Annotated in this window: 11 protein-coding genes; 1 reads left to right on the forward strand and 10 read right to left on the reverse strand. The window is 56.9% G+C overall.

The genetic code is table 11. From position 1 onward, the window contains the following. Nucleotides 1-275: 275 nt before the first annotated feature. The 9 genes from ACW9KT_RS09370 to ACW9KT_RS09410 all read right to left on the reverse strand — a co-directional run bounded on the left by ACW9KT_RS09370 (nt 276) and on the right by ACW9KT_RS09410 (nt 10,070). Nucleotides 276-719 (reverse strand): hypothetical protein, encoded by a 444-nt coding sequence (locus ACW9KT_RS09370; protein ID WP_457079634.1) that lies wholly within the window; start codon nt 717-719, stop codon nt 276-278. A 214-nt stretch (nt 720-933) separates the two neighbouring features. After that, entirely contained in the window at nt 934-1,977 is a 1,044-nt protein-coding gene (locus ACW9KT_RS09375) for a M14 family metallopeptidase (protein ID WP_457079636.1), read from the reverse strand. Nucleotides 1,978-2,032: 55 nt separating this feature from the next. Beyond that, a complete protein-coding gene (locus ACW9KT_RS09380) occupies nt 2,033-3,415 on the reverse strand; it encodes an ABC transporter permease (protein ID WP_457079638.1) in 1,383 nt (460 codons plus the stop codon). Nucleotides 3,416-3,419: 4 nt separating this feature from the next. Next, the gene (locus tag ACW9KT_RS09385) at nt 3,420-4,838 is read right to left on the reverse strand and encodes an ABC transporter permease (RefSeq protein ID WP_457079640.1); all 1,419 of its coding nucleotides are present in this window, start codon (nt 4,836-4,838) and stop codon (nt 3,420-3,422) included. 3 nt (nt 4,839-4,841) lie between these two features. Beyond that, nucleotides 4,842-5,549, reverse strand: coding sequence for an ABC transporter ATP-binding protein (locus ACW9KT_RS09390; protein WP_457079642.1), 708 nt, complete (start codon nt 5,547-5,549; stop codon nt 4,842-4,844). A gap of 41 nt (nt 5,550-5,590) precedes the next feature. Beyond that, nucleotides 5,591-8,092 (reverse strand): TonB-dependent siderophore receptor, encoded by a 2,502-nt coding sequence (locus tag ACW9KT_RS09395; protein ID WP_457079644.1) that lies wholly within the window; start codon nt 8,090-8,092, stop codon nt 5,591-5,593. Between the two features lie 248 nt (nt 8,093-8,340). Then, nucleotides 8,341-8,691 (reverse strand): hypothetical protein, encoded by a 351-nt coding sequence (locus ACW9KT_RS09400; RefSeq protein WP_457079646.1) that lies wholly within the window; start codon nt 8,689-8,691, stop codon nt 8,341-8,343. Nucleotides 8,692-8,833: 142 nt separating this feature from the next. Continuing rightward, on the reverse strand, nt 8,834-9,376 hold the full coding sequence (locus tag ACW9KT_RS09405; protein ID WP_457079648.1) for a hypothetical protein: 543 nt from the start codon (nt 9,374-9,376) through the stop codon (nt 8,834-8,836). 175 nt (nt 9,377-9,551) lie between these two features. Then, nucleotides 9,552-10,070: a hypothetical protein gene (locus ACW9KT_RS09410; RefSeq protein WP_457079650.1), complete on the reverse strand. Its 519-nt coding sequence runs from the start codon at nt 10,068-10,070 to the stop codon at nt 9,552-9,554. Nucleotides 10,071-10,250: 180 nt separating this feature from the next. On the opposite strand from ACW9KT_RS09410, the gene ACW9KT_RS09415 reads away from it, so the two are divergent. After that, complete coding sequence (locus ACW9KT_RS09415; RefSeq protein WP_457079652.1) at nt 10,251-11,228, forward strand: NAD(P)H-quinone oxidoreductase; 978 nt, start codon at nt 10,251-10,253, stop codon at nt 11,226-11,228. Nucleotides 11,229-11,273: 45 nt separating this feature from the next. On the opposite strand, the gene ACW9KT_RS09420 is transcribed toward ACW9KT_RS09415, so the two are convergent. Continuing rightward, nucleotides 11,274-12,398, reverse strand: coding sequence for a lactonase family protein (locus ACW9KT_RS09420; protein WP_457079654.1), 1,125 nt, complete (start codon nt 12,396-12,398; stop codon nt 11,274-11,276). Nucleotides 12,399-12,846: the final 448 nt, after the last annotated feature.

Raw genomic sequence — 12,846 nt, forward strand, 5'->3', positions numbered from 1 at the left:
AGTACCAAGACCTAATAAGGATGATGTGGCTAACCCAAGACCCCAATTAATATGCACAGCAAGCTGAGGTGTGTAATGCTTGTTGCATTTGGACGACATGATGGCCTGCGGAACTCGTGTTCAAATTCCTTCACAAAAAAGCCCCCCAGATGTTTCTGGGGGGCTTTTTCTTCACGGCACAAGTTTCATTTCAGGCACCAGTGCGCGAAGTCGTCTTGTTTTAACAGTTGGTTATAAATCTATTATCAAAGTAGGCTGCAAGCACGGCCAGTAGCTTACTTAGACTGATCCTGTTTTACTTTTTTATACTCAAGTCCCGGACCATCACAAGCCCGCCAAGTGCTCACAAGCGTATCGTCCGCTTTGAGAGCAAGGTTCTCCTTCAACTCTACCGTTGTGCAACTGCCAATAATGCTGCTCATCGTATTATATGTGAGTACAACGTATTGACCGTCTGAGAAGTCCTGCAATGCAAACGTGCCGCTGGCTTCCGTTACCTGGTCACCTTGCCGGCGCGTTTTTGTGAATGTGCTATCGGCCCTGAATACATAAGTCTCTTGCCAAGGCAGATCAGCGCCAGTCTTGACATAATTCGGCATTTCTCCTGTTAATTTGACTAGCTGCCACGTTTGGGGATAGGGTTCAACCGCGGCTATCTCTTCTTTTTGACAAGAGACGAGAGTGGCTAGCAGCAGGAAGAATACGAGGATATTTTTCATCACAGTCAGGCATTATTTAGGTGAAGAGTCCAAGTGCTAGAATAAGGTTGCATCCGCTTATTCTGTTTTGTCAGACACACGAACAGCTGTGCAAGCTAGTACGCTCCTTCCTCATGAGAAGTACTGAGAGTAGGTAAGTTGATGAGTGTCAACAGACGTTTTGTTTGAAGCCTTCTCTAATCAAACAGTGTAAAAGCTACGCCTGTCTTTATCATCATATTTCGCCGATACTAAATAAGCTCTCTCCCTTGCTAATGGGAGGCGTCGCCGTCATGTACAGCACGACGCCATTGGTGGGCGCAATTACTTCGCTTAGCGGATTGCCAAACAGATCGGTGATGTAGCCCAGCTTGCGGCCCGTATAAATCAGCTCGCCTGCCTTTACTTGCGGGAAGAAAAAGCCGGTGTGCGGGCTGGAAATAGTGGTGCGCCGCGCAATCAGTAAGGGCTGATTGGGTGCGCTGGGGGGCATTTTTTGCATGTCCAAATGACTCAGCAGCCGGTAGAGAGCCTGCTTGATTTGGGCTACCGCTTCCCCTTCGGGCAAACCAAAGCGCCCGCACTCGATGTCGACAGCCGGAATGCCGCGCTTGATGGCCTCGCGCGAGCAGTACACGCCTTCCTCCTTAAGCGTGGGCTCGTTGCCGAACTGCACTACGTAGGGAAAACCCAGGGCCACGGCCATCTGCCGGCCTTTTTCGGAGAGCTCGGGGGTGTCGAAGTAGTTGTAGTAACCTGAATAGGGGCGCAGGTCATCGAGGGCGTCGCCGGCGTGCACGTCGATGACGTAGTTGCAGCGGGCGATAATGTCATTGCTTAGGGTCCAGGCCAGGCGTTCGGTTATGGTGCCGTCAGCTTTGCCTGGGAATACCCGGTTCAGGTTCTTGCTATCCAAGGGGTTAACCTGTATTCGGCGTCCCAGGAAACCCGGCACATTAGCTAGGTGCACCAGAATAACGGTGCCGCTAAGCTGAGCCGGGTCCAGGGACTGAGCCAACTGCTGGGCCGCCAGAATAGGCGGATACTCGTAGCCGTGCACACCGGCAATTATACCCAGCACCGGGCCCTTTTTCGCGCCGTGAAAAACGGTCACCGGAATTACCGTGCTGTCTTTGCCTGCTGCTATGGGCAGTAATATTGAGCGTTTGGCGCCGGCTTTGATGGTCTCATTGCGGAAGGAAAACGGCTTTACCGCTGCGTAGCCTAGGCTTGGCAAAGCGTAAAGAAAAGTGACAATAAAAAGAAGTCGAAAGTGCATGGAAACAAGCGGATTGATAAATAAACTGTTTGGCTAGCTATTGAAGACCAAATGCTTAGCGCGGATTAATGGGCCGCGCCCGGAACAGGAGCAGCCCAGCGGCAAATAGGCCGATCACGCTGAGTAGCAGCTTGCTCAGGCCACCAACTGCCGTCCCGATTTCGGAGGTGCTCGTGAACGTGTGCGTGGGCTCCTGGGCGTAGTCGGCGTGGGTGAAGGCTACTTTGTGGAAGAGGTAAGAGTAGTAGAAGGTCCGCAGCGCATCGTGGTAGCGGGTGGCGCTTTGCTGGAAGGCCAGGTGAGAAGGCAAGTCGGTGCCCGCCAGGGCGTTGAGGCTGGTTTGAGCGTTAATGGCGGGGGAAAGCCAGCTGAGACGGTTAACCAGCTCGTAGCGCTGCTGCAAACCCTGGGCGTAAGCCGCGGCCAGAGGCTGCACTGATTGGTCGCCGAGGTGCTGAAAGGAGTAGTACCAGCGCCACACGAAGCGCTCCTTGATGGTGGTCGTATCGCGAAACTGCGGGTACAAGGCGAAGAAACGGTTCATGGTTTCGGCCTTGGGCTTATCCCAGCCGCCGTGGATTTCCTCGCGCTGCTTCACCGTCAGCTCAATGCCCTGGGGCACGGGCCGGGCGGCACTCACGTACACGTTCAGCAGACCCGGCACCAGCACTACCAGCACCAACCACAGCCCCACCAGCGCCACCGCGTTGAAGGCCGAGTTGCGCTGCAAGCCCGTCACCACGTAAGCCAGGCCCAACCAAAACAAACAATAAAGCACTACCAGCGCCAGCCACAGTCCCACGCGCCCATCCAGCGGCACTTGCGCCAACAGCATGGCCACCGCCGACAGCACCAAGGCCAGCCCGAGTACCAGAGCCAGCCGAAACGCCAATTTGGCCCCCACGACCAGCCCGGCGCTAATCGGCTGGGCCAGGAGCAGGGTCAGGATGCCTTGCTCTTTCTCGCTGGACAGCAGGTTGAAGCTCAGAGCAATAATGAGCAGCGGGAACAGATACACCAGCACAAAAGCCAGATCGAAGTTGCCGTTGAGAGCCTTGCTGGGGTTCACGTTTTCGGAGGCGTAGAGCTGAGCTTGCAGGCCCAGCAGGCGCAGCTTCACGTAGTAAGGGTTCACGTCGCGCTGACCCAGGGAAAGGCTGGCCCAGGGCGTTGGGTGATGCACGGCAAACGTAGTGTGGTAGTAGCCAATCTCGCCGGCGTCGGCTTCGCCCGGAAACTTCACTTTCAGCTCCTCCACGTTGTGGCTGGCCAGAGTAGGCAGCTCGGCCAGGTGCTGGCGCTGCCGCCCAATTTCGGTGGTGCCGTAGTAGATGCCGTAGAAGCCCACCAGCAGTACCAAGGTAGTCAGCAGCACGAGGCCCTTCGCGGCCTTGAAATGCCGCCACTCATACGTAAACAGAATCCAGAATATCTTCATCAGGCTAAGCAATGCTCGTTTTGTCAATCAGTTTCAGTCCCAGCCAGCTTAGGGCCCCGGCCCACAGCAGCAAAGCCAGCGCGGGTACCAGCAGGTAGCTCAGCGCCCAGCCTAGGGGCGGCGCTTGATAAGCGAAGGTGGGAATGGCCCGCCAAGCAGCCGCGTCGAGCTTGCGCTCTTTGTCGCCGTAGCCCATGCCGGCCTGCAAAGCGTTAAGGCGCTGCACCAACTGGTAGCGGTAGGCCTCAGCGGCCTGCTGAAAGTGCACGTAGTGGACGAAGTCGGAGCCGGCCAAGCCCATGGACAGCGGCCGAATGGCCTGGTAGGGATTCAGCAGACCTATCCAGGTGGAGAGGGCGTTTTGGCGCTCGTAGGTGCTAGTTAAATCGGCGAAGTGCCGCTGGTATACCTTGCTGGTGTACGCCTCACTTTCGGCCATCACCAGGCCGCCCACGCTCACCGGCAGCTTTTCCTCGGAATCGACCCCATACTGCTTTAGCAAACCTGCCTTGAGGGCGGCCGAACGCTGATCTTGTGGGTCGTGGCCGTTGATGCCTTTTTGGGCCTCTTCGTGCACCGCGGCATCCATCTGGGCTTTGGTGATGGCGGGGAAAAGGTTGGCGCCCAGGTTGGCAGTTGCTTTGGGCAGAATAATGCAGCCCAGCATCCAGAATCCGAGCAGGGTCACGAGGGCCGTGCGCGCGTGCTGCTGCCACGCCGATACTACCACCGAGCCCACGATAAACAGGAAGAAGTACACGGCGTAGCTCAAAGCGAACAAGGCCAGCCGCGCCCACAAATCGGGGTTGTCGGCCAGGTCTTCCTGCCCGAACAGCAGCCCCGCCGCCAGCACCAGCGCCGGCACCACCACCAGCGCCACCGCCCGCCCGTAGCCCGCAATTTTACCCCAGGCTACCTGCCGCAACGATACGCCTTGGCTCAGCAGCAGCTTCAGAGTGCCACTTTCGCGCTCCTCCGTGAACGCGCTAAAGCACAAGAAGATAATCAACAGGGGCACCAGCAGCTGCAGTACAAAGGCTACGCTCAGCTCCCCGAACCGAATAAGGGAGCCCGACTGCTGGGCCTGGCTGAAGTTGACGCTGTTCTGCTGGTGGGCCTCCAGATACACCGACGCGCCGGTAAACGAGTCCAGCCCGGTATCTAGAAAACTCAGGGCCGACTTGGGCCGGAAGGCAAAGGAGCCGTAGTGCGCCACCCGGTGCGGATGGCGGTTGGGCTGGTGATGAAATTGGTCGTTAACAGTCTGCTGCGCCACCCGGCGTTCCTGCTGCAAGGTGCGGTAGCTGGCCCGGCCGACTAGGGCCGCCGCTAGCAGCAAACCCAGCACCAGCACGCTCAGCACCACGAAGCGCCGGTCGCGCAGGGTGCTTATAAACTCTTTTTGGGCGATAGTCTGAATCATGGGCTAGTGCATATAGTGGAGGTAAAGCTGCTCCAGCTCGTTGGCGTTCAGGGCGGTGGTTGGGCGCACGTCTACTAGCTCACCCTCGCGCATAATGCCCACCCGCGTGCCCACTTCCTTGGCCCGAAAAATATCGTGGGTGGCCATGAACACGGCCGTGCCCTGCTGGCTGAGCTCGCGCAGCAGCGACGAAAACTCGTTGCTGGCCTTGGGGTCGAGGCCGGAAGTAGGTTCGTCGAGCAAGAGCACCTTGGCATGCTTGGCCACGGCAATGGCAATGCCTACCTTCTGGCGCATGCCTTTGGAATAAGTGCCCACCCGACGCTGCACCGCTTCGGCTGGCAGCCCAGCCTGGGCCAAGTAAGCCAGCAGCTCGCTTTCCTGGTAGTTGAAGCCCGCCAGACTGCTAAACAGTGAAAGGTTTTCCAGCCCCGTCAGGTGGGGGTAGAGCATCACGTTCTCCGGAATGTAAGCCAGGTGCTGCTTGATTTTCAGCGGGTTCATGGCAACTTCCAGCCCGTCGATAAAGGCCGCGCCAGCGGTGGGCTGAATGAACCCCAAAAAGAGGTTGATAGTCGTGGACTTGCCCGCTCCGTTCTGACCCAATAGGCAGAATACTTCCCCAGCTTCAATCTGCAGGTTGAGCCCTTGCAGGGCCAGCTTTTCCGGGTACTGCTTGCGCAAGTCCTTAGCTTCTAAGATGTATCTCATAAGTTGTTTCTCTGATTTTAGCCCTGTTAGGAGCTTATTCGCTAGAATGAATAGCCTAGCGTAGCCATGAAATTGCGGGGTGCGCCGGGGCTGGCGCGGAAGAAGTCGTAGCCGCCCACGAAGTAGTACTTGTCGAGCACGTTGTTGACGTTGGCATGGAAGTTAAACCTGCCCACGGTGTAGAACAGGGCCACGTCGGCCACGGTGTAGCTAGGCCAGCGGCCCCAGTACAGTTCTCCTGTGCCCACGGCGGCAATCTGGTTTTCAGTGCGGCGGCGGCTTACATAATTGCCCCCCACGGCTACGCCCAGGCCCCGCAGGGCCGGTGTCAGGAAGGTGTACTTGGCCCAGAGGCCGCCCGAATTTCTGGGCGCATTGGCTAGGGACTGCCCGTTTTCGGCCGCCAAATCAGCTTGCAGCACTTCCGTGTGATTGAAGGCGTAGGAGGTGTTCAAGCTTAAGTTGGGCAAGATGTTGCCGGTTAGCTCCACCTCCACGCCGCGCGACCGAGCCTCTCCGTTCTGGCGGTACACGGGTGCCCCGTCCGGCGTGAGCGAGCCGGTGCTCACTAGCTGATTGCGTCTGACAATCTGGTAGGCGGCCACGGTGCCGAACAACGCTTTGTGGAAAAATTCCCCCTTCAGGCCCGTTTCTAGCTGGTAGCTGGTCTCCGGGCTGAAAGCCGAGCTGCGGCCGTAGCGCTCCGGGAAACGGATGTACTCGGGCTTGAGCGGCCGGAAGCCGGCGCTGTAGCTGGCGAAATAATTCAGGTTGTCGAGGATAGAATACGTGAGGCCGGCGCGAGGCAGCACTTTGCGCTGCGGAATGGTGGTGGAGCCGTCGCCGTAGTCGCGCTCATCGGCAAAGAGCTCGTAGCGCACGCCCAGCAGCAGGCCCAGCCGCGGCGTCACCTCTATCTGGTCCTGGGCATACAGGCCCACGGTGTGATATATCGAGTTGATGTAGTCAGTAAAGAATTGGGGTAGGGGGCGGCGCACGTACTTGGTGGGGTCCTGAATTTCGTACAGGGGGCTTTTCAAATCGAAAGTCAGGGGCGTGGTCACGCCGTTCACCAGCTTCTGCCGCGCCTCAAACATAGTGCTCTGCTTATCGGTGTTGAAGCGGATATAATCGCCCCCCAGCACTACTTTATGAGCCAGGGAGCCGGTGTTGCGGCTCAGCGAGAAGTAAGTCGACAAGTTTTTGGTGTACTCCTCGGCCCGCCGGTCAAAGTAGCGCAGGTTCATCACCGTGTTGGCGGGCGCATCGGCGTAGGAGTTCAGGGTGCGGTGCTCGCTCAGGTTCTCGTTGTAGGTGAAATCGAGATAGGAGGCGTTAAAGGACAGCCAATCCGTGAATTTGTGGTTGAGTGAAGCGTTCAGGTAGTAGGTATTCGTGCGGAAGTAATCACTCGGCTGGCTGAGCGTGAAAGCGCGCGGCACGGCGTACAAGTCGTTGGCACGGATAGGCAAGCCCCGGTCGAGGTAGCCGTCGATGTGGGTGTACACCAGTTCGGCGTTGAGCGTGGTTTTGTCTGACACCAAGAACGTTACGGTCGGCGCAATCATCAGCGACTTGGTGTCATTCACGTCGCGGAAGGTGTTTGACTTTTCGTAGCCCGCGTTGAAGCGGTAAAGCACGTTTTTCTGGCTCGTGAGCGGGCCTGTGAAGTCGGCCGTGGCCCGGGTGGTATTGAAGCTACCCGTCGAAAACGTCAGGGCTTTGCGCTCCACATCAAGCGGCTTTTTAGTTACCATATTGATGGTGCCACCGGGGTTGATGTCACCAAACAACGCCGCCCCCGGGCCTTTGAGCACCTCCACCCGCTCCAGGTTCACCGTGAGAGGCGCCTGGGTAAAGGAGTTGCCGTAGCTGAAACCCGAGCGCAAACCGTTCAGCAGCCGGAAGCCGCTCTCGTAGCCGTTGCGGAAGCCGCGAATCGTAAAGTCGTCGTAGTGCGAGTACTGGGTCACGCCGGCCACGTTCTTCACCGTTTCGGTGAGGCGGTAGGCCTGACGGTCCTCCATGAGCTCCTTGGTAACGGTGGAAATAGACTGGGGCACGTCGATGAGGGCCGTGGCCGTGCGAGTACCCACAAAGCTGTAGTCGCTCTTATAGGTGGTTTCTTTGCGACCCAGCACTTCTACTTCCTGCAAGGTCCTGGTAGTGGGTTGCAGCGTAAAGTCGACGGTTAAGGTCGGAGAATCAGCGCTCAGCACCACTGCGCGCCGCTGCTCCTGGTGGCTGAGGCTGCGGGTAATGAGCGTGTATTCGCCGAAAGGTAGCGTCAGCGAAAAATGCCCATCGGCTCCACTAAGAGCGGAAAAACGGCCGGAGGTTTCTACCACCGATACTCCCTCCAGGCCGTGCCCACCCGGACCCGTGATATGGCCGTCGATATGACCAGATGACTGCTGGCCTACGGCCAACAAGGGAAAGCAAAAAAGTATAAACAGAATAAGTCGGTACATGCCAAAGCGAACATACCCAGACCGTAGCGCCACGCGCCTCAGCAGGGTGAAATCAGAGAAAAGGAGAGGCATACCGCACGCCTGCCCCGGCCACGGGCAGTGCCATAGCTGCCATGGGGCCAATGACATTGCGGTAATTGGAAAAGTCAGCCCCAAGCGCAGACACCTGAAAGCGAACAGGATACAGCCTGTACTAGCAGGGGCGCAGCCCTGCGTTTGTCCCGCCACAGGGGACGGGAGCTAGTAGCTCGCAAGCCAGAACTAGACATAACCGTCCGGGCACACGAGTGCTGCTAAACGCTACAAATAAAAGTTGGGGCTTAGGCGCAGTAGGCCGGAGGCCCACGCAGGGAAGCACCGTCCAGCAGGTGCGACGCCCGGCATACGGGCGCCAGCGGCCGGTACGTGGCATAGCGGTACAGCCGCAAAGGTGCGGGCGCGCTTACAGGTAGGCCAGGCTGAAAAGGCGTGTTATAAAGCTGTTCGGCATGGCAGTGTTTGTGCTCTGGCGAAAGCTCGGTTTGAGTACGCGATTTTGCCACAGCAGGCCCGGACGAAGCTTCTTGCGTGTGTTCGTGAAAGTGCAGGAGTAGCACGGTAGCCTCGGGCGTCAGCACCCGAACCAGCAGCAATAACAGCCACCACGCTACAATTTTACGCCCTTTGTGCACTTATTTCCTGAACCGGTGATGAGCAGCAAAGGTAAACAGAATTTGTAAGTGCATCAGTGATGCATTTGTAAATGCTGATTATAGCTCATAATTAATTCGGCGTAAGCTGCCTTGTCAGCCGCGTACTTGTAGCAGATGAGGCTTAAGCGGCCGGAGAACCGGCGGCTTTGCGCTGAGCTAGGCGCTGCCCAGCTAGGTGGTTACTGCCTAAAATAATGGTAGCGTAGCCCACAGGCGCTTCGGTGTAGCGTAGCGTTACTTGCTGGCCCATCCACCAAACGGTGGGGGCTTGGCCGGGACTCTGGGCCGGACCGTATTGGGCGCTGAGTAGCTCCCGGATACCGCGGCAGTTGGCTTCACCCATCATGCGCAGCTCAATGTAGTAAAGCTTGTCTTTGTAGAAGCCGTAGGTGATGCCCGTAAGCTTATGGGCGCCGACTTTCAGGTTGTCGGTGAGGTAGTTGTAGAAATGAGTGTCAGTGGCAGCGTCGCTCTTGACCAACTCCAGGTCGCGGAAGGTGCTGATATCGGCGCCGAAGGTAGCTTTACCGAAGCCATTCTGAGTATCCAGGGTGCGCACGGAGGCGGAAGCCGTGCGGTCCGCCTTCTTGGATTTAGCGTTTTGGGCTTGGCTACTTGGCGCAGACCAAGCTAGTAGGCTCAAGAGTATAACTAACTTTTTCATAGATAGCCCAACGTGCCAAAAGGCGATAAATCCACGGATTGGTAAATCTACTATATTCTAGGAGTTGATAATTGCTTTGGGGGGCTTTTTTACAGTAAAAATTCCCTTTTAAATCATGTCAACGGGCATTGTTTAGTTTTCAAACGCGTGAAAGTCAACAAATGCACTACTTGGCTTAAGCTCTTTCGCTAGTGTTTGGGGTCGGCAGGGCGGGCGGAATAGCGGTATTGTCGGGAAGAAGCTCGGCGCCGCTGCCGGCATCGGGGGCAATGAGCTTCCAGGCAGCGCGCTTAAGCTCGTCGAGGCGGTGCAGAGCATCGGTGACGGTATCGTGGGTCCTGATCTTCTCAAACAAGCCGGTTTTGACGCCGACTTGCACCATTTTCTCTAGTACAAAGGGCAAAATCCAGCCCACTACACTACTAGCCAGGGCCCCGCGCAAGCCAATGCGCATAAGTAGGCGGGTGGTCATGCGCTTGAGGAGCATGGCGCGGGCCGCGGGCATGGCAGTATTAGACAAAAAATCCGCAACGAGCTGAGCGTTACCGTTCTTTATTTCGGCCCTCAGCACGTCCTGAATCGTTTCGAGGGCTGTGCGGGCCACTTTCTGAAACAGCAGGCCAGTTTGCCAAGCACGCAGGCCCGTGGCGCGGGCGGCGGTGAGAATAGTCGGAAGTGGATTAATCTTTTTCATAGTAATGCAAAAATGCCCCCCAAGCAGAGCAGGGGCGCAAGGCACCCAAAAGATACGGTAGTTTTAGCTCGAATGGGAGAGGCAGAGGCGGCGTTTGGTGGTTAGGCTCCGTTCGTGCGTATAGGCTTTAGTCAACCGCAAGAAAATAAGCCTTTCAGAACGTATATGGAGCCAAAACAGATGAAAGCTATAACTATAGCGCAGGCGGGTGGGCCGGAGGTATTGCAGCTCAAAGAGCAGCCCCGGCCACAGCCCACGGCGCACGAGGTGCTGATTCAGATACACGCGGCCGGCATAAACCGTCCCGATGTGTTCCTGCGCCAGGGCAAATACGCCGGCAGCGGCGACGTGCAGGGCATGATTCCGGGCTTGGAAGTAGCGGGCACCATTATACAATGCGGCGCTGAAGTCACGCGCTGGCAGGAGGGTGATACTGTTTGCGCTCTAATAACGGTGGGTGGCTACGCCGAGTACGTAGCCGCCGACGCTCGCCACTGCTTGTCCATGCCCGCTGGGTGGAGCTTTGTCGAGGCTGCTTCTTTGCCCGAAACCGTGTTTACGGTGTGGCACAACGTGTTTCAGCGCGGGCAGTTGCAAGCTGGCGAAACGCTGCTGGTACATGGTGGAAGCAGTGGCATTGGCATTACGGCCATTCAATTGGCGCACGCACTGGGCTCTCGGGTATTCGCTACTGCAGGCTCTGAGGAGAAGCGCCAAGCCTGCCTCAGCCTAGGAGCCGACCGCTGCATCAATTACAAAACAGACGACTTTGAAGCCGAATTGCAGGCCGAAGGAGGAGTAGATGTGGTGCTGGATATGGTAGGGGGCGACTACACAGCAAAAAACCTGCGCTTGCTCCGCGACGACGGTCGTTTGGTGTTTATCAACGCTATGCAGGGTGCTAAAGCCGAGTTCAATGCCCTAGAAATCATGCGCCGCCGCCTCACTATTACCGGCAGTACGCTACGCCCCCGCAGCGCTGAGTTTAAGGCCGCGCTAGCGGCCGAAGTAGAAAAAAACGTGTGGCCGCTGCTGGCTGGGGGGCATTTTAAGCCCGTAATCTACAAAGTGCTAAGCCTGGAAGAAGCGGCCGCGGCGCACCGGCTCATGGAAAGCAGCGAGCATATCGGCAAGATTATGCTGCGGGTGAAGGAGTGATTGAGCGAATGAGTGATTTAGCGACTTAGTGAGTAGGGCAGTCAGCTAGCTGCGCTGACTCTGAGTGAAATTTTCCACTACTTTCAGGCAAACCGGTGCCGGTACCTGCACGGTGTTGCCGGTGGGCGTGAGCTGGCCCGTGTCGCTGTTTACGCGAAACGTGACGATGTTATTTGTTTCCTGATTGGCCACCAGCGCTATTTTCCCACTCGGATCCAGCGTGAAATTGCGGGGCTTTTTACCTTGGGTCGGAACATGCTCTACCAAACTCAGACGGCCAGTGCTGGTGCCGATGCTGTAAACCACCAGGCTGTCGTGGCCGCGGTTGGAGCCGTAGAGAAACCGGCCATTGGGCGACACGTGAATATCGGCGCAGGAATTTTGCCCCCCAAAGTCGGCAGGCAGCGTCGGGAGGGTTTGAATTTCCTGAAAAGTGCCAGCACCCTCATCATAACGCAGGGAAGTGATGGTGGAGTTTAGCTCGTTGATGAGGAAAGCCAGCTGGCCGCCGGGGTGAAACGTGAGGTGGCGCGGGCCAGCGCCGGGCGCGGCGGTAAAGGCCGGTGCAGCGCTTGGCTCCAAAGCATCCTCTTTTGTGTTCAGGCGGTAGCCGTACACCTTATCAGTACCCAAGTCCACGGCAAAGACGAAGCGGTTGGCGGGGTCAGCTACGATGCAGTGGGCGTGGGGGGCATTTTGGTTTTTGTGCACACTCGAACCCGTGTGCTGCTTGGTATCAGCGACGGGGGCAAGCTCGCCGTTGGGCTCAATGGGTAGCATACCCACATTGCCGCCCAAGTAGCTGGCCACCAGGGCGTAGCGTTCCGTTTTGTCGAGGCTGATGTAGCACGGTGCCGACCCCAGCGCCGACTGCTGATTCAGAAAGGCTAGCCCACCGTTTCTCTGGTCGATAGCAAAGGCACTAACGGCCCCACTAGCTTTGCCCTGAAAATCAGTGGTTTCATTAACGGCATAAAGGTGCTCGTGCCGAGAGTCCAGAGTTAAGTAAGAGGGATTGGCGCCGGCTTTGGTAGCGCCTAGGCGAATGAGGGCGCCGGTGCTCACGTTTAGCTTGTAGAGAAAAATGCTGTCTTGCTCCGGCTTAGCATACGTCCCGACGTACACTAAGTACTCTTCCTGACTCTGGGGGCCTTTTTCGGAGGTTATCATGGAAGCGCAGCTTGAGAGTAGCAAGGGCAGCCCCGCCAGCCCTAAACCAGCAACTTGTATAAAATGACGGCGGGAGTAAGGCAATGAGGTCATACGGGCAAGAAGGGGAAGTAAGGTTGGGCAAGGTAAGGCGTAGTTGATTATAGCCTATAGATAGAAGGGCAATATTTTGTGTCTAGGCATCTGTATGAAGGACTGTGAATTACTTGTTATAATACTTTTCAAACTGACTGTCATGCAGAGCGGTAGCGAAGCATCTCGCTCGCTTCGTTGTTTAGTTTGGCAACGACTGCACGCGAAATGCTTCGCTACCGCTCTGCATGACCGCCTTGTAAATAGTAATATAGCGAGCTAAATGCTCCACTAATGTTTTCCAAGATGGCCCGCAGAAGGATAGCGCAATAATTGCTTGCTGCTTCTTTCAGAACCCAAACCTTCCCGGAAGCCG

The sequence above is a fragment of the Hymenobacter sp. HD11105 genome (assembly GCF_054051685.1).

What these genes read in the sequence shown, in the direction of transcription:
- ACW9KT_RS09370 (WP_457079634.1), bottom strand. Translation starts at nt 719, where the DNA reads ATGAAAAATATCCTCGTATTCTTCCTGCTGCTAGCCACTCTCGTCTCT.
- ACW9KT_RS09390 (WP_457079642.1), bottom strand. Translation starts at nt 5,549, where the DNA reads ATGAGATACATCTTAGAAGCTAAGGACTTGCGCAAGCAGTACCCGGAA.
- ACW9KT_RS09405 (WP_457079648.1), bottom strand. Translation starts at nt 9,376, where the DNA reads ATGAAAAAGTTAGTTATACTCTTGAGCCTACTAGCTTGGTCTGCGCCA.
- ACW9KT_RS09385 (WP_457079640.1), bottom strand. Translation starts at nt 4,838, where the DNA reads ATGATTCAGACTATCGCCCAAAAAGAGTTTATAAGCACCCTGCGCGAC.
- ACW9KT_RS09410 (WP_457079650.1), bottom strand. Translation starts at nt 10,070, where the DNA reads ATGAAAAAGATTAATCCACTTCCGACTATTCTCACCGCCGCCCGCGCC.
- ACW9KT_RS09415 (WP_457079652.1), top strand. Translation starts at nt 10,251, where the DNA reads ATGAAAGCTATAACTATAGCGCAGGCGGGTGGGCCGGAGGTATTGCAG.
- ACW9KT_RS09395 (WP_457079644.1), bottom strand. Translation starts at nt 8,092, where the DNA reads ATGCCTCTCCTTTTCTCTGATTTCACCCTGCTGAGGCGCGTGGCGCTA.
- ACW9KT_RS09375 (WP_457079636.1), bottom strand. Translation starts at nt 1,977, where the DNA reads ATGCACTTTCGACTTCTTTTTATTGTCACTTTTCTTTACGCTTTGCCA.
- ACW9KT_RS09420 (WP_457079654.1), bottom strand. Translation starts at nt 12,398, where the DNA reads ATGATAACCTCCGAAAAAGGCCCCCAGAGTCAGGAAGAGTACTTAGTG.
- ACW9KT_RS09380 (WP_457079638.1), bottom strand. Translation starts at nt 3,415, where the DNA reads ATGAAGATATTCTGGATTCTGTTTACGTATGAGTGGCGGCATTTCAAG.